The 19263-nt window shown below is 72.2% G+C and carries 16 protein-coding genes; 11 read left to right on the top strand and 5 right to left on the bottom strand.

Annotated features, from left to right (window positions below; all coding sequences use genetic code 11):
• Positions 1-79 precede the first annotated feature (79 nt).
• The 3 genes from OG406_RS06985 to rhaI all read right to left on the bottom strand — a co-directional run bounded on the left by OG406_RS06985 (position 80) and on the right by rhaI (position 5074).
• On the bottom strand, positions 80-1525 hold the full coding sequence (locus OG406_RS06985) for a rhamnulokinase (RefSeq protein ID WP_329184741.1): 1446 nt from the start codon (positions 1523-1525) through the stop codon (positions 80-82).
• A 5-nt stretch (positions 1526-1530) separates the two neighbouring features.
• Positions 1531-3570 (bottom strand): bifunctional aldolase/short-chain dehydrogenase, encoded by a 2040-nt coding sequence (locus OG406_RS06980; RefSeq protein ID WP_327408323.1) that lies wholly within the window; start codon positions 3568-3570, stop codon positions 1531-1533.
• Positions 3571-3913: 343 nt separating this feature from the next.
• Positions 3914-5074, bottom strand: coding sequence for an L-rhamnose isomerase (gene rhaI, locus OG406_RS06975; protein WP_329184740.1), 1161 nt, complete (start codon positions 5072-5074; stop codon positions 3914-3916).
• Positions 5075-5427: 353 nt separating this feature from the next.
• Between rhaI and OG406_RS06970 the strand changes: the two genes are divergently transcribed.
• The 9 genes from OG406_RS06970 (at position 5428) to sigJ (ending at position 14998) form a co-directional block, all read left to right on the top strand.
• Complete coding sequence (locus OG406_RS06970) at positions 5428-6945, top strand: sugar ABC transporter ATP-binding protein (RefSeq protein ID WP_329184739.1); 1518 nt, start codon at positions 5428-5430, stop codon at positions 6943-6945.
• Positions 6942-7982: an ABC transporter permease gene (locus tag OG406_RS06965; RefSeq protein ID WP_164371194.1), complete on the top strand. Its 1041-nt coding sequence runs from the start codon at positions 6942-6944 to the stop codon at positions 7980-7982. Before OG406_RS06970 ends, OG406_RS06965 begins: the two co-directional genes overlap by 4 nt.
• Complete coding sequence (locus tag OG406_RS06960; protein ID WP_164371193.1) at positions 7975-8967, top strand: ABC transporter permease; 993 nt, start codon at positions 7975-7977, stop codon at positions 8965-8967. The genes OG406_RS06965 and OG406_RS06960 overlap by 8 nt, the downstream gene beginning before the upstream one ends.
• Before the next feature lie 34 nt (positions 8968-9001).
• Positions 9002-10090, top strand: a complete 1089-nt coding sequence (gene rhaS, locus OG406_RS06955; protein ID WP_267049175.1) for a rhamnose ABC transporter substrate-binding protein — start codon at positions 9002-9004, stop codon at positions 10088-10090.
• Positions 10091-10129: 39 nt separating this feature from the next.
• Positions 10130-10453, top strand: a complete 324-nt coding sequence (locus OG406_RS06950) for an L-rhamnose mutarotase (RefSeq protein WP_081220613.1) — start codon at positions 10130-10132, stop codon at positions 10451-10453.
• Between the two features lie 197 nt (positions 10454-10650).
• A complete protein-coding gene (locus OG406_RS06945) occupies positions 10651-11676 on the top strand; it encodes a LacI family DNA-binding transcriptional regulator (RefSeq protein WP_081220614.1) in 1026 nt (341 codons plus the stop codon).
• A 132-nt stretch (positions 11677-11808) separates the two neighbouring features.
• The gene (locus tag OG406_RS06940; RefSeq protein ID WP_266617749.1) at positions 11809-13110 is read left to right on the top strand and encodes an alpha/beta fold hydrolase; all 1302 of its coding nucleotides are present in this window, start codon (positions 11809-11811) and stop codon (positions 13108-13110) included.
• Between the two features lie 104 nt (positions 13111-13214).
• Positions 13215-14048 carry an enoyl-CoA hydratase/isomerase family protein gene (locus OG406_RS06935; protein WP_329184738.1) on the top strand — a complete coding sequence of 278 codons (834 nt, stop codon included), beginning with the start codon at positions 13215-13217 and terminating at the stop codon, positions 14046-14048.
• A gap of 50 nt (positions 14049-14098) precedes the next feature.
• A complete protein-coding gene (sigJ, locus tag OG406_RS06930; RefSeq protein WP_266617751.1) occupies positions 14099-14998 on the top strand; it encodes an RNA polymerase sigma factor SigJ in 900 nt (299 codons plus the stop codon).
• A gap of 3 nt (positions 14999-15001) precedes the next feature.
• On the opposite strand, the gene OG406_RS06925 is transcribed toward sigJ, so the two are convergent.
• Entirely contained in the window at positions 15002-15907 is a 906-nt protein-coding gene (locus tag OG406_RS06925; protein ID WP_329184737.1) for an SDR family oxidoreductase, read from the bottom strand.
• Positions 15908-16034: 127 nt separating this feature from the next.
• On the opposite strand from OG406_RS06925, the gene OG406_RS06920 reads away from it, so the two are divergent.
• Positions 16035-16880 carry a pentapeptide repeat-containing protein gene (locus tag OG406_RS06920; RefSeq protein ID WP_329184736.1) on the top strand — a complete coding sequence of 282 codons (846 nt, stop codon included), beginning with the start codon at positions 16035-16037 and terminating at the stop codon, positions 16878-16880.
• Between the two features lie 9 nt (positions 16881-16889).
• Here the strand turns inward: OG406_RS06920 and OG406_RS06915 are convergent, their stop codons facing one another.
• Positions 16890-18383, bottom strand: a complete 1494-nt coding sequence (locus OG406_RS06915) for a cytochrome P450 (RefSeq protein ID WP_329184735.1) — start codon at positions 18381-18383, stop codon at positions 16890-16892.
• Between the two features lie 109 nt (positions 18384-18492).
• On the opposite strand from OG406_RS06915, the gene OG406_RS06910 reads away from it, so the two are divergent.
• Positions 18493-19101, top strand: a complete 609-nt coding sequence (locus OG406_RS06910) for a TetR/AcrR family transcriptional regulator (protein ID WP_329184734.1) — start codon at positions 18493-18495, stop codon at positions 19099-19101.
• Positions 19102-19263: the final 162 nt, after the last annotated feature.

Genomic DNA, 19263 nt, shown 5'->3' with positions numbered 1-19263 from the left:
TCGATCATCGGATGGGTGCAGCGTACGCGGCGGGCACGCGGTGCGGGAGGCACTGCGCGCCCGCCGGACGACGGACGGGTCACGGCGTGCCGAGCCGGGCCTCGGCCGCGCGCCAGGCGGCCGTGTCACCGCGCGGCTCGTAGCGGCGCAGCGGCTGGCTGCGGGCCACCAGCCGGCGCATCCCGGCGCGGTCGCCGACCAGCCCGTGGGCCCGGGCCTGGACGAGGACGTTGCCGAGCGCGGCCGCTTCCGCCGGGCCCGCCACGACAGGCAACCCGCAGGCGTCGGCGGTGAGTTGGCAGAGCAGTTCGTTGCGGGTGCCGCCGCCCACGATGTGCACGACGTCGACGGGACGGTCGGCGAGAGCCTGCGCCTCCCGGACCGCGCGGCGGTGGGCGAGCGCGAGGGAGTCGAGGATGCACCGGGTGATCTCGGCGCGGGAGGCCGGCACGGGCTGCCCCGACTCCCGGCACGCCTCTGCGATCCGCGCCGGCATCCGGCCGGGCGCGAGGAACGCCGCGTCGCCCGCGTCCACCACCGACCGCAGCGGCGCCACCTCGGCGGCGGACGACAGGAGTTCGCCGAGATCGGGACCGTCCCACTCCCGTAGGCACTCCTGGAGCAGCCACAGCCCCATGATGTTGCGCAGGTAGCGGACCGTGCCGTCCAGGCCCAGTTCGTTGGTGAAGTTGGCGGCCCGGCTCGCCTCGGTGAGCACGGGCGCGTCCAGTTCCAGACCCGCGAGCGACCAGGTGCCGGTGCAGATGTACGCGAACCGTTCCCCGGTGGCCGGGACGGCGGCCACCGCCGACGCGGTGTCGTGCGAACCGACCGTCGTCACCGGCACCGGCCCGGTCAGCCCGGTCTCCTCCAGGACACGCGGCAGCAGGGTCCCGGCCGGATCGCCGGGCCGGCGCAGCGGAGCGAACAGCGTGAGGTCGATACCGAGACGCTCCGCGAGACCGTACGCCCAGTCGCGCGTGCCCGGATCGATCAGCTGAGTGGTGGAGGCGTTCGTGAGCTCGGTGCCGGCCTCGCCCGTGAGCCAGTACGCCAAGAGGTCGGGTACGAGCAACAGCTTTTTCGCGAAGCCGAGTTGAGCGGTGGAGCGGGCCGCCGTCAACTGGTACAGGGTGTTGAACGGCGCGTACTGCAGGCCGGTCGCCGCGTACAGCTCGGCGGCGGGCACGGTCGCCCAGACCTTCTCCGCGACGCCCTCCGTGCGGGTGTCGCGGTAGTGCACCGGGTTGCCGAGCAGCGCCCCGTCCGCGTCCAGCAGGCCGTAGTCCACGGCCCAGCTGTCGATGCCGACGGAGTCGACCTGCCCGGCGGCGCGGAGCCCGTCGAGGACACCCGCGTACAGCGCGAGGATGTCCCAGCGCAGCCCCTCGGGGCCCCGGACCGGACGGTTCGGGAAGCGGTGCGCCTCCGTCAGGTGCAGGGTGTCCGGGCCGACCCGGCCGACCATGACGCGTCCGCTGGACGCGCCGAGGTCGACCGCGGCGTAGGTGTGCGGGGTGTGCATCGACGTCATCGCAGGAACGCGGCGGCGACGCCGGCGTCGACCGGGACGTGCAGCCCCGTGGTGTGCGTCAGGTCCCCGCCGGTCAGCGCGAACACGGCGTTCGCGACATGCTCCGGCAGCACCTCCCGCTTGAGGATGGTCCGTTGGGCGTAGAACTCGCCGAGCTTCTCCTCCTCGATGCCGTACGTCGCGGCCCGCTGGGCACCCCAGCCGCCCGCGAAGATGCCCGAGCCGCGCACCACCCCGTCCGGGTTGACACCGTTGACGCGGATGCCGTGTGCGCCCAACTCGGCTGCGAGGAGCCGTACTTGATGAGCCTGGTCGGCCTTGGTGGCGGAGTAGGCGATGTTGTTGGGTCCGGCGAACACCGCGTTCTTGGAGGCGATGTAGACGATGTCCCCGCCCAGTTCCTGCGCGATCATCACCCGGGCCGCCTCCCGCGAGACGAGGAAGGAGCCGCGCGCCATGATGTCGTGCTGGAGGTCCCAGTCCTTCGCCGTGGTCTCCAGCAGCGGCTTGGAGATCGAGATGCCCGCGTTGTTGACCACCAGGTCGACCCCGCCGAACGCCAGCACCGCCGCCTTGAACGCCTCGGCGATCTGCTCCTCGGAGGTGACGTCCACCCGGACCGCGACGGCCTTGTCGGGACCGCCGAGACCGGCGGCGACCTCCTCGGCGCCCTCGGCGTTGAGGTCCGCGACCACCACGCACGCGCCCTCGGCCGCCAGCCGCTCCGCGATGGCCCTGCCGATGCCGCTGCCCGCGCCCGTCACCAGCGCCACCCGGGTGGCGAGCGGCTTGGGCTTCGGCATCCGCTGGAGCTTGGCCTCCTCCAGGGCCCAGTACTCGATGCGGAACTTCTCCGACTCCTCGATCGGCGCGTACGTCGAGACGGCCTCGGCGCCGCGCATCACGTTGACGGCGTTCACGTAGAACTCGCCCGCCACCCGTGCCGTCTGCTTGTCCTTGCCGAAGGAGAACATGCCGACCCCGGGAACCAGCACGATCGCCGGGTCGGCGCCGCGCATCGCGGGGGAGCCGGGCTCCGCGTGCCGCTCGTAGTAGGCGGCGTACTCCACGCGGTACGCGGCGTGCAGCTCCTTCAGGCGGGCGACCGCGTCGTCGAGGGAGGCGGCCGGCGGCAGGTCGAGGACGAGCGGCCTGACCTTGGTGCGCAGGAAGTGGTCGGGGCACGAGGTGCCGAGCGCCGCGAGCCGGGGGTGCTCGGCGCGGGCGAGGAAGTCCAGCACCTCGTCGGAGTCGGTGAAGTGACCGACCTGCGGCCGGTCCTGCGAGGCCAGGGCGCGTACGTGCGGGGCCAGCGCGGCGGCGCGCTCACGGCGGTCGGCCGGGGCGAGCGGTTCGAACCCCTCGACGACGGGCCCGAACGGCTCCGCCCTGCCGCGGTCGGCGAGGAAGGCCTCGGCGGTGCGGATGATGTGCAGCGAGTTGCGCTCGCACTCCTCGGCCGTGGCGCCCCACGCGGTGATGCCGTGCCCGCCCAGGACGCAGCCGATCGCCTCGGGGTTGGCCTCCTTGACCGCCGCGATGTCGAGGCCGAGCTGGAAGCCGGGCCGGCGCCACGGCACCCACACCACGCTGTCGCCGAAGCACGCGGACGTCAGCTTCTCCCCGTCGGCCGCGCAGGCCAGCGCGATCCCGGAGTCGGGGTGCAGGTGGTCGACGTGCGGCGCGTCGACGAGTCCGTGCATCGCGGTGTCGATGGAGGGGGCGGCACCGCCCTTGCCGTGCAGGCAGTAGTCGAAGGCGGCGACCATCTCGTCCTCGCGCTCGACGCCCGGGTACACCTCGGTCATCGCCCGCAGGCGGTCCAGGCGCAGTACCGCGAGCCCGCCCTCGGTGAGCGTGCCGAGGTCGCCGCCCGACCCCTTCACCCACATCAGCTCGACCTCCCCACCGGTCACGGGGTCGGTGTCGGTGCCCTTCGCGGAGGTGTTGCCGCCCGCGTAGTTGGTGTTGCGGGGATCCGCGCCGAGCCGGCGGGACCGGGCCAGCAGAGCGGCGGCTTCGGGATGGGGTGCCATGTTCCGGATCCTTTGGAAGAGGAGGGGAGGAAGGGGGGTGAGGAAGAGGTGCACTAAGAGGAACCCGAGCAGGAGCGCCCCGTCAGGGGCGCGGGGAACGGCGCGACCGGCCACAACGGTCTTCGCGCCCCGGCGACCGGCCCGCGGGGCAGACGCAACCCGGCGACCGGGCCCCCACTCCGCCCGGCCACGGACCTCCGGAGCGGAGGACGGCCCCTCCTCAGGGAGGCGAGCCCTCAGAAGGAGTGAGAGACAGAGCGAGCCCTCGGACAGAGCGAGCCCGAGCCCTCGGACAGCGTGAGTCCTCAGAGAGAGCGGGCGCCCATACGGAACCGGCGCCTGCCTACGCGCCCCACCCTGCCTGCTGTCCCCCCACCCGCTCGGCGGCGATCCGCTCGGCCCACCCCGAGCGGTGGTACGCGGCCACCGGGTCGGGGTCGAGTCCCAGCTCGGTGCGCACCTCGGCGAGCAGCGGCCGCACGTCCGTGTTGTAGGCGTCCATGACGACCGCGTTGGCGGCCAGGACGTCCCCGGAGCGCTGGGCCGCGGCGAGCGCGTCACGGTCGACGAGGAGCGCCTTGGCCGTGGCCTCCTGGACGTTCATCACCGACCGGATGATCGCCGGGATCTTCGCCTCGATGTTGTGGCACTGGTCGAGCATGAAGGCGACGTCGGAGGTGAAGCCGCCGCCGCGGATCACCTCGTACATGATCCGGAACAGCTGGAAGGGGTCGGCCGCGCCGACCATGAGGTCGTCGTCGGCGTAGAAGCGGGAGTTGAAGTCGAAGGCGCCGAGCTTCCCCTCGCGCAGCAGGGTGGCGACGATGAACTCGATGTTGGTGCCGGGCGCGTGGTGCCCGGTGTCGACGACGACCTGCGCCTTGGGGCCGAGCTTGAGGCAGTGCGCGTAGGCCGTGCCCCAGTCGGGGACGTCGGTGGCGTAGAAGGCGGGCTCGAAGAACTTGTACTCCAGCAGCATGCGCTGGTCGTCGCCGAGCCGGTCGTGGACCTGGGCGAGGGCCTCGGTCAGCCGGTCCTGGCGCTCGCGCAGGTCGTCCTGGCCGGGGTAGTTGGTTCCGTCCGCGAACCACAGCTTGAGGTCCCGGGAGCCCGTCGCGTCCATGATGTCGACGCATTCGAGCAGGTGGCCCACGGCCTTGCGGCGCACCGCGGCGTCCGGGTGGCAGACGGACCCGAGCCGGTAGTCGTCGTCCTGGAAGGTGTTGGAGTTGATCGCGCCCAGCTTCAGGCCGCGCTCCTCGGCGTGCTTGGCGAGCGCCGCGAAGTCGTCGACCCGGTCCCAGGGGATGTGCAGGGCGACGGTCGGGGCGGCGCCGGTGAACTCGTGGACCTTGGCCGCGTCGTCGATCTTCTCCTCGGGGGTCCGGGGCACGCCCGGTTGCGCGAAGACCTTGAACCGGGTTCCCGAGTTCCCGTACGCCCACGACGGCGTCTCGACGGCCTGGGTCTTGAGCGCGGCCTTCACCGCGGCGAACTCGGTCACTTCGGGGCTCCTACGACTTCGAGTGGGAACGGCTTTCCGACGGCTTCCTGAACCGCTTCGGTGCACGCTTCCCGGGGCCCCGCCACGCGGGCTTCCCCCGAGGCTGCTCACCGGCTTGCTGAACACGACGGCTGAAACGATTCAGGAGCGAAGCTATGAGCACCCCGAAGGGCTGTCAACCCCTCCGGCGCCGGCCTTTGTTCGTGACTCTGCTGTGACCTTTGGCCCTCGAAGAATTTCGCCACGAACCCATTGACGTGACCTGGGTGACCTGCCTAACGTCCCGGCAACCCAATTGAAACCTTTCACGACGTCGTGGGGGCCGTCCCGCAGGCGTCGTCGAGGAGCCCCTCATGACCCACCCGTCCGACACGGGACCGACCCCGGTGCTGGCGCTGAAGGACCTGTCGAAGTCCTTCGGCGCCGTGCGCGCCCTGCGGGACGTGTCCCTGGAACTGTTCCCCGGCGAGGTGCACGCGCTCGCCGGAGAGAACGGCGCGGGCAAGTCGACCCTCATCAAGGCGCTCGCCGGCGTGCACCGACCGGACGCCGGCCAGGTGATCCTGGACGGCCAACCCGTCGTCTTCCACGGCCCCGCCGACGCCCGTGACGCGGGCATCGCGGTGATCTACCAGGAACCCACCCTCTTCCCCGACCTCTCGATCGCCGAGAACATCTTCATGGGCCGCCAGCCGCGGCGGGCCCTCGGCCGCATCGACCACAAGGCGACCCACGCGGCGACCGCCGCCCTGATGAAGCGCCTCGGCGTCGAACTCGACCCCGAGCGCCCGGCACGCGGACTGTCCATCGCCGACCAGCAGATCGTCGAGATCGCCAAGGCGCTCTCCTTCGACGCCCGCGTCCTGATCATGGACGAGCCCACCGCCGCCCTCACCGGCAGCGAGGTGGCCCGTCTGTTCGGCGTGGTGCGCACCCTGCGCGATCAGGGCTCCGCGGTGCTGTTCATCTCGCACCGGCTGGAGGAGATCTTCCAGATCTGCCGGCGCGTCACGACCCTGCGCGACGGGGCCCTCATCTCCAGCGAGCCGCTGGAGGGCATGACCGAGGACGACCTGGTCCGCCGCATGGTCGGCCGCGACCTCGACGAGCTCTACCCCAAGCAGGACGTCGAAGCCGGCGAAGTCGCCCTGAGCGTGCGCCGGCTGACCCGGGAGGGCGTCTTCACCGACATCTCCTTCGACGTCCGGCGCGGCGAGATCGTCGGCCTCGCCGGTCTCGTCGGCGCCGGCCGCACCGAGGTGGCCCGCTCCGTGTTCGGGGTGGACCGCTGGGACGCCGGCGAGGTGCAGATCGACGGGAAGGCGCTGACGAACGGCGCCCCGTCCACCGCCATGGCCGCCGGCCTCGCGCTCGTCCCCGAGGACCGCCGCGCCCAGGGTCTGGTGATGGACATGTCCATCGAGCGCAACATCGGCCTCACCGGGCTGCGGACGACGGCCCGGGCCGGCCTGATGGACCGCGGCGCCGAGCGCAGCCGCTCCCTCGACTGGGCCGTCAGGCTCCAGGTGAAGTACGCCCGGATCGCCGACACCGTCGCCACGCTCTCCGGCGGCAACCAGCAGAAGGTCGTCCTCGCCAAGTGGCTCGCCACCGGCCCCAAGGTGCTCATCGTCGACGAGCCGACGCGTGGCATCGACGTCGGCACGAAGGCCGAGGTCCACCGGTTGCTGAGCGAGCTGGCCGCCGACGGGGTGGCCGTCCTGATGATCTCCTCCGATCTGCCCGAGATCCTCGGCATGGCCGACCGCGTGCTCGTGATGCACGAGGGCCGGCTCACCGCCGAGATCCCACGCTCCGAAGCCACCGAGGAAACCGTGATGGCCGCAGCCACCGGGAGGGCCGCCGCATGACGGTCACCGCGCCCACCCCCGCCCCCGCCACCGAGGTGCCCAAGTCCAGCGGCACCCGGCTGGTGGACCGCGTCTTCAAGATGCGCGAACTCGCCATCCTGGCCGTCTTCCTGGTGATGATCGCCGTCACCCAGATGGGCAACAGCGAGTTCCTGTCCGAACAGGGCATCAAGGACCTCCTGCTGAACGCGACCATCCTCGTGCTGGTCGCCACCGGCCAGTCCCTCGTCGTGATCACCCGCAACGTCGACCTGTCGGTCGGCTCGACCCTCGGCATCAGCGCCTTCGCGGCCGGCACCTACCTCCAGGGCGGCGGCAACGGCGTCGTCGCGATCGTCCTCGCCGTGCTCCTCGGCATCGGCTGCGGACTCGTCAACGGACTCCTCGTCAGCCTCGGCCAGGTGCCCGCCCTCGTCGTCACCCTGGGCACGCTCTACATCATCCGCGGCATCGACTCCATCTGGGTCGGCTCCCGCCAGATCACCGCGGCCGACCTGTCCGGCGGTTTCGTCGACTTCGGCTCCGGCGGCATCTCCGCCGTCCCGTACCTCGCGCTCATCGCCCTGGCCGTCCTCGTGGTCACCGCGTACTACCTGAAGCACTTCGGGAGCGGCCGCGAGCTGTACGCCCTCGGCTCCAACCCCGAGGCCGCCCGCCTCGCCGGCATCCCGGTCCGCAAGCGCATCCTCACCGCGTACATCGTCTGCGGCGGACTCGCCGGACTCGCCGGCGCCCTGTACCTCGCCCGGTTCGGCAACGTCGACTCCGGCACCGGCAACGGCTACGAACTCACCGTCGTCAGCGCGGTCGTGGTCGGCGGCGTCGTCTTCACCGGCGGCTCCGGCAGCGTCTACGGCGCGGCCCTCGGCGCCCTCCTGCTGACCTCCGTCAACAGCGTGCTGCCCGCCCTCGGCGTCAGCTCCGTCTGGGTGCTCGCCATCAACGGCATCCTGCTCATCCTCGCCATCGCGGTCGACCGGGTCGTCGCGCTGCGCGTGGCCTCCGCCCTGAAGAAGAGGAACGCCCGCCATGGCTGACTCCGCTCTCGCGCGCGCCGTCCGCTGGGACACGGTCGTCGGCGCCCTCCTCATCGTCCTGCTGCTGTTCTCCTTCTCCTTCGTGGACGGTTTCGGCAACGCCCTCAACCTGTCGTTCCTGATCGGCAACACCCTGCCGATCGCGCTGATCGCCCTGCCGATGACCCTGCTCGTGGTCGCCGGCGAGATCGACCTGTCGGTCGCCTCCACGGCGGGACTCTCCGGCTCGGTGATGGGCGTCCTGTGGAACCAGGGCATGTCGATCGAGACGATCATCCCGCTGTGCCTGCTGCTCGGCGTGGCGTGCGGACTGGTCAACGGCCTGCTGGTGACCCGGCTCGGGCTGCCGTCCCTCGCCGTCACCATCGGCACGCTGGCCGCCTACCGGGGCATCGCGCAGATCGTGCTCGGCTCCGACGCGGTCACCGACTTCCCCACCCCGTACCTGAACTTCGCCGCCGGACGCATCGGTGACACGTTCGTCCCGCAGGCCCTGCTGCCCTTCCTGGTCCTCCTCGCCGTCGCCGTCGTCGTGCTGCACGCCACCCCCTTCGGGCGGTCGTCGTTCGCCATCGGCGCCAACGAGGAGGCCGCCCGCTTCGCCGGCATCCGCGTCAAGCGGCAGAAGCTGCTCCTGTTCGTCGCGACCGGTCTGATGGCCTCCCTGACCGGCGTCTTCTGGGCCCTGCACTACGCCAGCGCCCGCTACGACAACGCCAACGGGCTCGAACTGTCCGTCGTGGCCGCCGTCCTGCTCGGCGGCATCGACTTCGACGGCGGCAAGGGCACGCTCGGCGGCGCCGTCGCGGGAGTCTTCCTGCTCGGCGCACTCCAGAACGTGATGAGCCTCCTCAACGTCTCCGCGCAGTCGCAGATCGTCGTCACCGGCGTTCTGCTCGTCGTCTCCGTGCTCGGCCCCCGGGTCGCACGGCAGATCTCCGTAGCGAGGGCGGGCCGCAGAGCCGCCTCGACTCCGATCTCGTAACCGCTCCGCTCACCCCCGTAAAGGACCGTCAGCCATGCGCAAGTCTTCGATCCGCCGTACCTGCGCGGCGCTCGCCGCCGTCACCTCCCTCGCCCTGGCCGTCACCGCGTGCGGCGGCACCACCAAGAACGACGTCAAGGACTCGGGCGGCTCCAACTCCGCGGCCGGCGGCGCCAAGGCCGACCCGAACGCGGCCACCAAGAAGGGGCTGACCGTCGGCTTCCTGCCCAAGCAGGTCAACAACCCCTACTTCACCTCCGCCGACAAGGGCGGCGAGAAGGCGCTCAAGGAGCTCGGCTCCACCTACAAGGAGGTCGGCCCGAGCAGCGCCACCGACACCAGCGGCCAGGTCAGTTACGTCAACACGCTCACCCAGCAGCAGGTGAACGCCATGGCCGTGTCCGCGCAGGACCCGGGCGCGCTGTGCACCGCGCTCAAGCAGGCGATGACGAACAAGATCAAGGTCGTCACCTACGACTCCGACACCAAGGCCGACTGCCGCAACGCCTTCGTCTCGCAGGCCAGCGCCGAGGACCTCGGCCGCACCGAGGTGCAGCTCCTCGCCCAGCAGATCGGCTACAAGGGCGAGATCGCGATCCTGTCCGCCGCGCAGACCGCGACGAACCAGAACACCTGGATCGACTTCATGAAGGACGAGCTGAAGGACCCCAAGTACAAGAACATCAAGCTGGTCAAGGTCGCCTACGGCAACGACGACGCCCAGCAGTCCTTCCAGCAGACCCAGGGCCTCCTCCAGGAGCACCCCAAGCTCGCCGGGATCATCTCGCCGACCACCGTCGGCATCAAGGCGGCCGCGCAGTACCTGTCCGGCTCCAAGTACAAGGGCAAGGTCAAGCTCTCCGGCCTCGGCACCCCGAACGACATGCGCAAGTACGTGAAGAACGGCACTGTCGAGGGCTTCGAGCTGTGGGACCCGGCGAAGCTCGGCGAGCTGGCCGCCCGCACCGCCGTGGCGCTCGCCTCGGGGCAGATCACCGGCAAGGAGGGTGAGACGTTCAAGGCCGGTGACATGGGCTCCTTCACCATCGGCAAGGACGGCGTGATCAACCTCGGCAAGCCGACCGTCTTCGACGCGAAGAACATCGACCAGTTCGACTTCTGACCGTCCCGGCCGGCTCGACTTCCAGGCCCGGGAGGGTCGTTGACGCACCGTGTGTGTTTCCTGCTGAAGGTCCGTGCGGACCGCCTCGACGAGTACCGCGAGCGGCACGCCGCCGTGTGGCCCGAGATGCTCGACGCGCTCTCGGCCACCGGCTGGCACAACTACTCGCTCTTCCTGCGCGAGGACGGCCTGCTGGTCGGTTACCTGGAGACCGAGGACTTCGCCGCGGCCCGGGCCGCCATGGAGGCCACCGACGTCAACGCCCGCTGGCAGGCGGAGATGGCGCCGTTCTTCACCGCACTGGACGGCGCCCGGCCCGACGAGGCCATGAAACCCCTCACCGAGGTGTTCCACCTCGCCTGACCCGGCGCCACGACGCGCGCGTCCCGCCGGCCGCGACCCACCCCGTGACCTGCGGGGTGACGTCCGGCGGGACCGCCCGACCGCCCCGTGTCCCGTCCCTTCCCGGGCTTCCCTCATGACCACCGGTTCCGGCCCGCTCGCGGGTACTGTGAGGGCCCCTGCCCGCCGCTTCGAGTTCTTCTGGAGGTTCCCGCCCGATGGCCCAGTCGGTGGGTATCAAGGACGTCGCCCGTGCAGCCGGAGTCTCCGTCGGCACGGTCTCGAACGTCATCAACCGCCCCGACTCGGTGGCCTCCGAGACGCGGGCCCGCGTCCTGTCCGCCATCGACCGGCTCGGCTATGTGCGCAGCGAGTCGGCCCGCCAACTCCGCGCCGGGCGCAGCCGGATCATGGGACTGCTCGTCCTCGACATGGGCAACCCCTTCTTCGTGGACGTCGCCCGGGGCGCCGAGCGCGCCGCCCGGGACGCCGGGCTCGGCGTGATGGTCTGCAACAGCGCGCAGAGCCCCAGCGAGGAGGCCGACTACCTGTCGCTCTTCGCGGAGCAGCGGGTGCGCGGCGTGCTGCTGACGCCGAGCGACGCGAGCGGCCGCAACATCGAGGCGTTCCGCCGCAACGGCATCCCCTTCGTCCTGGTCGACCGGGTCGCCGTGGGCACCACCGAGTGCTCCGTCTCGGTGGACGACGTGGCGGGCGGCGCCCTGGCCGTCCGGCACCTCGTGGACGCGGGACACCGTTCGATCGCGTATGTCAGCGGACCGCCCGGGCTGAACCAGGTCCGGGACCGCCGCACCGGCGCGCTGAACGCGCTGGCCGAGGCCGGCCTCGGCCCCGGCAACCTCCGCGAGCTGCCCACCGAGCGGCTCGACGTCGCCGCCGGACGGGACGCGGGAGCACGCCTCCTCGGCCTCGCCGAGCGCCCCACCGCCGTCTTCTGCGCCAACGACCTGCTCGCGCTCGGCGTCCTGCAGGCCATGTACGCGGCCGGTGTCGGTGTCCCCGGCGACCTCGCCATCGTCGGCTACGACGACATCGAGTTCGCCGCGGCGGCGGCCGTCCCGCTCACCTCCGTCCGCCAGCCCGCCATGACCATGGGCGCCCTCGCCGCCGAGCTGCTCCTGGAGGAGATCGAGGCGGAGACCGCGCCCACGCCGCACGAACACCGGCGTGTGGTCCTCCAGCCCGAGCTGGTCGTACGCCACTCCAGCCTGGCCGCGCGCTGAGCGGCCGTTCAGTTCTCCGTCACCGGACTGCTGAGTCACTGTTCAGTCCGTTGTCCTGATCCCGGGCTCCGCGGGCGGGGGCACATGTGCTCAACTGGGACAGCCTGAAATCCGTACGTCCCGGGAGTCCCGTTGACCCTCAGCTACCGCCAGCCCGGTGTCGTCCTCACCGACCACCGCTTCACCGTGCCCCTCGACCACGACCGCCCGGACGGGGAGACCATCGAGCTCTTCGCCCGCGAGGTCGTCGCGAGCGACAAGGCGGGGCAGGAGCTGCCCTGGCTGGTCTACCTCCAGGGCGGCCCCGGCTTCGGGGCGAATCGTTTCGTCGGACGGCAGGCCTGGCTCGGCCGGGCCCTGGAGGAGTTCCGCGTCCTGCTGCTCGACCAGCGCGGCACCGGTCACTCCACGCCCGCCAACCGGCAGACCCTCCCGCTGCGCGGCGGTCCCCGCGAGCAGGCCGCCTACCTCGCGCTCTTCCGCGCCGACTCCATCGTCCGCGACTGCGAGACCATCCGCCGCCGGCTCACCGGCGGCGCGCCCTGGACGGTCCTCGGTCAGAGCTTCGGCGGCTTCTGCACGGTGCACTACCTGTCCAGCGCCCCCGAGGGGTTGAGCGCCGCCCTCGTCACCGGCGGGCTGCCCACCCTCGACGGGCACGCCGACGACGTCTACCGCGCCGCCTACCCGCGCATCGAGCGCAAGGTCGCCGCGCACTACGCGCGCTACCCGCAGGACGTCGAGCGCGCCCGCCGGATCGCCGAGCACGTGCTCCAGCACGAGCCGGTCCTCAGCGGCGGCTACCGCCTGACCGTCGAGGCCTTCCAGTCGCTGGGCATCCTCCTCGGTGGCAGCGAGGGCAGCCACCGCCTGCACTACCTGCTGGAGGACGCCTTCGTGCGCACCCCGCAGGGTCCGGCGCTCTCCGACGCCTTCCAGGAAGAGGTCCAGGGGCTTCTGTCGTACGCGGGGCACCCCCTGTACGCGCTGGTCCACGAGGTCATCTACGCCCAGGACGGCCGCCCCACCGCCTGGTCCGCCGAGCGGGTGCGCGCCGAGTTCCCGCAGTTCGACGCCGCCAAGACCCTCGCGAACGACGGGCCGCTGCTGTTCACCGGCGAGTCCGTGCACCCCTGGATGTTCGAGACCGACCCGGCGCTGCGCCCCCTGCGGGAGACCGCCGAGGAGCTGGCGGCCCGCACCGACTGGGCGCCGCTGTACGACCGGGCCCGGCTCGCCGCCAACGAGGTGCCGGTCGCGGCGGCGGTCTACCACGACGACATGTACGTGGACACCGGGCACGCGCTCGAGACCGCGCGGTCCGTGCGCGGACTGCGCACCTGGGTGACCGACGAGTTCGAGCACGACGGCGTCCGGGCCGGCGGCCCGCGCGTCCTGGACCGGCTGCTCGCGCTCACCCGCGACGACGTCTGACGGTCCCGGCCCCACCGTTTCCGTGTCCCGCGACGCCCCCTGACGTCCGGTCCTCCCACCCCCTTAGGATTCTGACGACCTGTCAGAAACCTGAGGGGGCACGGATGATCGACACCACACGCACGGACATTCCGCAGGGCGAGGAACGGCTGCGGCTGGACGTCGAGGACGGCGTCGGCGTCCTCACCCTGTGCCGGCCCGCGAAGCTCAACGCGTGGAGCTGGGAGTCCACCCGCCAACTCGGCCTGTTCGCCGACCGGATCCGCTTCGACCCGGCGATCCGGGTCGTCCTGCTCCGGGCCGAGGGCCGGTCCTTCTGCGCGGGCATCGACGTGACGGCACCGGGCGGCGCGATCACCGGCCGCTCGGGCGCCGAGCGCACCCGCGCCTACTACGAGGGCATCCGCTGGGCCCACGAACGCTTCGCCGCCTTCGCGTCGCTCCCGCAGCCCGTCGTCGCCGCCGTCCAGGGCCACTGCCTCGGGTTCGGCTTCGAGCTCGCCCTGATGGCGGACGTCCGCGTCGCCTGCGCCGACGCCGTGTTCGCCCTGCCCGAGGCCCAGTTGGGCCTCGCCGTCGACGCGGGCGGCGACCTGCGGATCGCGCGCGAGGCGGGCGCCGGCTGGGCGAAGTTCCTCGCACTGACCGGGCGGCGTCTGGACGCGGCCACGGCCGAGCGCCTCCACCTCGTTCAACTCGTGGCTGAAGAAGGCGAGTTGGATACCATGTCCCGCGCCGTCGCCGCCGAGATCGCGGCGAACGGGCCCCTCGCCGTGCAGGCCGTCAAGCGGGACATCGACGCCTTCGCCGACGCCGGCCTGACGGCGGCCCTCGACCGCACGGCCCTCTCGGCCGCGCTCACCCTGACCTCCGAGGACGCGGCAGAGGGATACGCCGCCAAGGGGGCCCGCCGCGCGCCCTGCTTCGAGGGGAAGTGACCGGCATGTTTTGATCGGTCACCGGCACGTACGACGAGTCAGGGGGACCGATGGCCGACAGCGACCTTCTCGCGGACCGGTTCGAGGAACAGCGCGGGCATCTGAGAGCGGTGGCCTACCGGATGCTCGGATCGCTGAGCGAGGCCGACGACGCCGTCCAGGAGGCCTGGCTCAGACTCGGCCGCACCGACCCGGACGAGATCAGGAACCTGGGCGGCTGGCTGACCACCGTCGTCGGCCGGATCTGCCTCGACATGCTGCGCTCCCGCACCGCCCGCCGCGAGGATCCGCTGGAGCACGCCGGCACGTTCGTGCCCGACCCGGTGATCGGCTCCCTGGAGCGGATCGACCCCGAGCAGGAGGTGCTCCTCGCCGACTCCGTCGGACTCGCCCTCCTCGTCGTCCTGGAGGCGCTGGAACCCGCGGAACGGCTCGCGTTCGTGCTGCACGACCTGTTCGCGGTGCCCTTCGACGACATCGCGCCGATCGTGGGCCGGTCGACCGCGGCCACCCGCCAGCTCGCGAGCCGGGCCCGCCGCCGCGTCAAGGCGGACGCCCCCGAACCCGAACGCGACGTCACCCGGCAGAAGAAGGTCCTCGACGCCTTCCTCGCCGCCTCCCGCGCCGGGGACTTCGAGGCGCTGCTCGCCGTCCTCGACCCCGACGTCGTGCTGCGGGCCGACTCCGGACCGCACGTCGGCGGCGCGGCCGCCTCCAAGCTCGTCCGCGGGGCGGCGGCGGTGGCCCGGCAGGCCCTCACCTTCTCCCGGTTCGCGGCGAGTTCGCAGCCGGTGCTGGTCAACGGGGAGGCCGGCGTCGTCGCCCGCGTCGACGGGCGGCCGCTGTCGGTCATGGGGATCACCGTCGTCGACGGCAGGATCGTCGCCCTGCACATCCTCGCCGACCCCGAGCGGCTCGCCCGGCTCGGACTCGCGGGGCCGGGGGAGTGACGGTCAGCCGGTGAAGGGGCCGCGCCCCAGCTGCTCCCGCACCGGTGTCACCGGAGGGCTGACGAGCCCCCTGCGCTGCCAGTTGGCGCCGTCCACGACGAGGGTGTGGCCGGTGATGAAACGGGCGTAGGGGGAGGCCAGGAAGGTCGCCGCCCAGCCGAGTTCGCGAGGGGCGCCGACCCGCAGCGCGGGCTGGCGCCGGTCGTGTCCGTCCGGTCCGGCGGACTCCGTGGCGTCCTCGGCCCGGGCGAGGTTGCCGCGGATGTCCTCGCTCATGTCGGTGTGCGGCATCAGCCCGGGCACCAGCCCGTTGACCTGGATGCCGTACGGGCCCCACTCCACGGCGAGCGTCCGCACCAGGCTCTCCACCCCCGCCTTCGCCGCCGCGCTGTGCGCGAACCCCGGTCCGCCCGTCCAGGCGTACGAGGCGCCGACGTCGATGACCGACCCCGGTGTCCCCGCCGCGAGGTGCCGGCGCCCGAACTCACGGGTCATCAGGAACGTTCCCGTCAGAGTGATGTCGACGACCGCCTGCCAGGCGTTCGGCGACATGTCCTCGGTGGGCACGGGGAAGTTGGCGGCCGCGTTGTTCACCAGTACGTCGGGCAGCGAGTGGGAGTCGAAGACCTCGGCGATCCGCCGCGGGTCCCGGATGTCGCACACCGCGGACGCCACCCGGGTGCCCAGCTTCGCCAACTCCGCTCGCGCCGGGCCGAGATGGCGCTCGCGTCGGCTCACGATCAGCAGGTCGGCGCCGAGCCGGGCGAACTCCGCGGCGACGGCCCGCCCGAGCCCGGTGCCACCCCCGGTGACGAGCACCAGCGAGCCGTCGAACGTCCCGGCCGGCAGGGCACTCGCGCCCAGCGGGGGAGGGGCGGGGAGACCGGGCAGCCCGGCGGTGGGATCCATGGCCCCCTCGATACCCGGTGTGCCGTCAAACATCCAGACAGTCACCGCGGCGATCGGCGCGGGAGACGCGTGTCCGGGACGTCGACGCAGTTCAGGGCATGAGGCCGCGCTCAGTACGCTGGACCGTATGCGAGACGACGGAACCACGGCCCAGGACCCACGCCCGGCACTGCGGGCCGACTGCGGCCAGTGCTTCGGGCTCTGCTGCGTCGCCCTGCCCTTCTCCCGGTCGGCGGACTTCGCGATCGACAAGGACGCCGGGAAGCCCTGCCCCAACCTGGCGGACGACTTCCGCTGCGGCATCCACACCCGCCTGCGGGAGACCGGCTTCACCGGCTGCACGGTGTACGACTGCTTCGGCGCCGGACAGCGGGTCTCCCAGGAGACCTACGGCGGTGTCGACTGGCGGTCCGGTTCCCCGGAGCACGCCCGGCAGATGTTCGACGTCTTCCCCGTCGTCCGTCAGCTCCACGAACTGCTCTGGTACCTGAACGAGGCCCTGGCCCTGCCCGCCGCCCGACCGGTGCACGCCGACGTCCGCCGGCTGCTCGACCGGACCGAGGAACTGGCGCGGCTGACCCCCGACGAACTGGGCGCCCTGGACGTGGGCGCGCACCGGCAGAAGGTCAACGAGCTGCTGCTGCGCACGAGCGACCTGGTGCGCGCGGGGACCGGGCGCGGCAAGAAGAAGGACCGCCGGGGCGCCGACCTGATGGGCGCCCGCCTCAAGGGCGCCGACCTGCGGGGCGTCAGCCTGCGCGGCGCCTACCTCATCGCCGCCGACCTGACGGGCGCGGATCTGCGCGGCGCCGACCTGATCGGTGCGGACCTCCGCGACACGGATCTCACCGACGCCGATCTGACCGGGGCCTTCTTCCTCACCCAGCCGCAGCTGAACGGGGCCCGCGGCAGCGCCGGCACCCGGCTCCCGGAGTCCCTCACCCGCCCCGGCCACTGGACTCCCGCGGACTGAGCGGGCCCCTCACTCGGCGGCCCGCGCCGCCGGTGTCCGCGGCACCGCCGCCACCGGGGCGCGGCGGTCGAGACGCAGGCGCAGTCCCTCCGGCATCAGGGTCAGCCGCTCGGCCACCCGCAGCCGGTAGTCCGGCTCGGGCCGCACCTCGTAGCGGCGCAGCAGCAGGCCGAGGACGAGGGTCGCCTCGTGCAGCGCGAACTGGCGGCCGATGCAGGCCCGCGCCCCGGTGCCGAACGGCTTGAAGGTGTGCGCGGGACGGGCCCGTACGGCCTTGGCGTCGAAGCGGTCCGGGTCGAACGCCTCGGCGTCGGCGCCCCACACCGCCGGGTCCCGGTGCAGCATCGCCGTGAGGACGAGCGCCCACGCCCCCTGCCGCATCGGGTGGACGCCGCCCAGCACGGTGTCCTGACGGGCCTCCCGGGCGAACGCCGGCGCGGTCGGCCACAGCCGCAGCGACTCGTCGAGGACCCGTCGTACGTACCGGAGGCGGGCGACCTGGTCGTAGGCCGGCCGGTCGGTGTCGCCCCAGACGCGGTCGACCTCGGCGCGGGCACGGGCGGCGATGTCCGGGTTCTGGGCGAGGTAGTGCAGCGCGAAGGACAGGGCGCCCGAGGTGGTCTCGTGGCCGGCGATCAGGAAGGTGATGACCTGGCGGCGGATGTTCTCCGCCGTCAGCCGCTCCCCGGTCTCCGGGTGCGCGGTCTCCAGCATGCGGTCGAGGAGGTCCCCCTGGCCGCTGCCGCCGGAGCGGCGGGCGGCGACCACGGCGTCGACCGTGCGGTTGAGGAGGGCCATGTCGGCGGTGTTGCGCCGGGAGGCCTCGCGCAGCAGGACCGGGGCCAGCGGCACCGGCACGACGTTGCGGCGCTGGGCGTAGGTCAGGGTGCCCACCATCGCCGTCACGAAGGGGTGCGGCCGGGAGCGCTCGAACGAGGCGAAGTCGTGGCCGAAGCCGGTCCGCGCGATCGTCTCCAGGGTCAGCTTCGTCATGTCGCCGGGCACGTCCACCGCGCGCCCGGCCGCCTGTTCGCGGTCCCAGCGGTCCGTGAGCCGCTCGGTCACCGCCAGCATCATGGGGTGGTAGCCCTCCATGGCCTCGCGGCTGAAGCCGGGGGCCAGGACGTCGTGCGCCAACTGCCAGTTGGGCTCGTGGTTGTAGGCGGTGAACAGCCCGTCCCCGGCCACCGGACGGAGGTTGGCGATCCCGAGGCCCACGTGCTTCGCGAACCGCGACTCGTCCGCCAGCTCGGCGGCCAGGTCCGCGCCCCACACGAAGACGATCTCGTTGCTGAAGGCCTTGCGCCGGAAGATCGGTCCGAGCTGCCGCCCGAACTTCAGTGAATCCTGCAGCGGGGAACGGACGTTGGCGCCGAGTACGTCGCCGACCAGGGGGACGCGGCGGGGCGGGTGCGGGATGCGGCGCAGTTCCGGCCAGCCCAGCTCCGCGCTGCGGAACCCCTTCGGCAGCGCGGCCGGTGCGGCTTCCCTGGTCTCCGCCATCACGCCATCTCCCTTGTGGGTACCACTGGTTGGGACCTGTTGTACGCGGGTTCAATAACGCCGTCCAGTGTCGTCCCGTTGTTGAACCGACGTCAAGTACAGTGCGGGCATGGCCGGGACACAGGGGGAGCGCGCGCGTCGGCGGCTCAGTACCGAGGAGCGCCGCGAGCAACTCCTCACGGTCGGGGCCCGCCTCTTCTCGGAGAGCCCGTACGACGACGTGTGGATCGAGCAGGTCGCCGAGATCGCCGGGGTCTCCCGCGGTCTGCTGTACCACTACTTCCCGACGAAGCGGGACTTCTTCGCGGCCGTGGTCGAGCGGGAGAGCGGGCGCATGCTGCGGATGACCGCGGCCGTGCCGGGTGTCCCGGTGTGTGAGCAGCTCTCGGCCGGCCTCGACACCTTCCTCGGCTACGTCGAGGAGCACGCGCACGGCTTCCGTGCCTTCCACCGCGCGGACGCGGCCGGCGACCAGGCCGTGCGCAAGGTCTACCGGCAGGCGCTGGCGGCGCAGGAGCGGCAGATCCTCGCCGCGCTCGCCGCCGATCCCGAACTGGGCTGGGCCCCCGAGAGCCGTCCCGAGCTGCGGATCGCCGTCCGCGGCTGGCTGGCCTTCACCACCGCCGTCTGCCTGGAGTGGCTCCGCGGTGCCGAACTGACCCGCGCCCAGGTGCGCGACCTGTGCGCGCGGGCGCTGCTCGGGGCCATCGCGCCCTGAACGACGGTCTGTTCGGAGCCGTCGGTCCGCGCGTGGATCACCCTTTCTCCGAGGGGCGCGGGAAGGGGGCGTGAGGGGAGTTCGGGCCGGTTGATCTTGGAGGGGCCTACTTCGGGGCTCGCCGAGCAGGTGGACATCGTGACGAGCCGTGCGGCTGAGGTG

The organism is Streptomyces sp. NBC_01428 (assembly GCF_036231965.1).
Lineage (GTDB): Bacteria > Actinomycetota > Actinomycetes > Streptomycetales > Streptomycetaceae > Streptomyces.
This window is presented reverse-complemented; position numbering and strand designations above follow the sequence as displayed.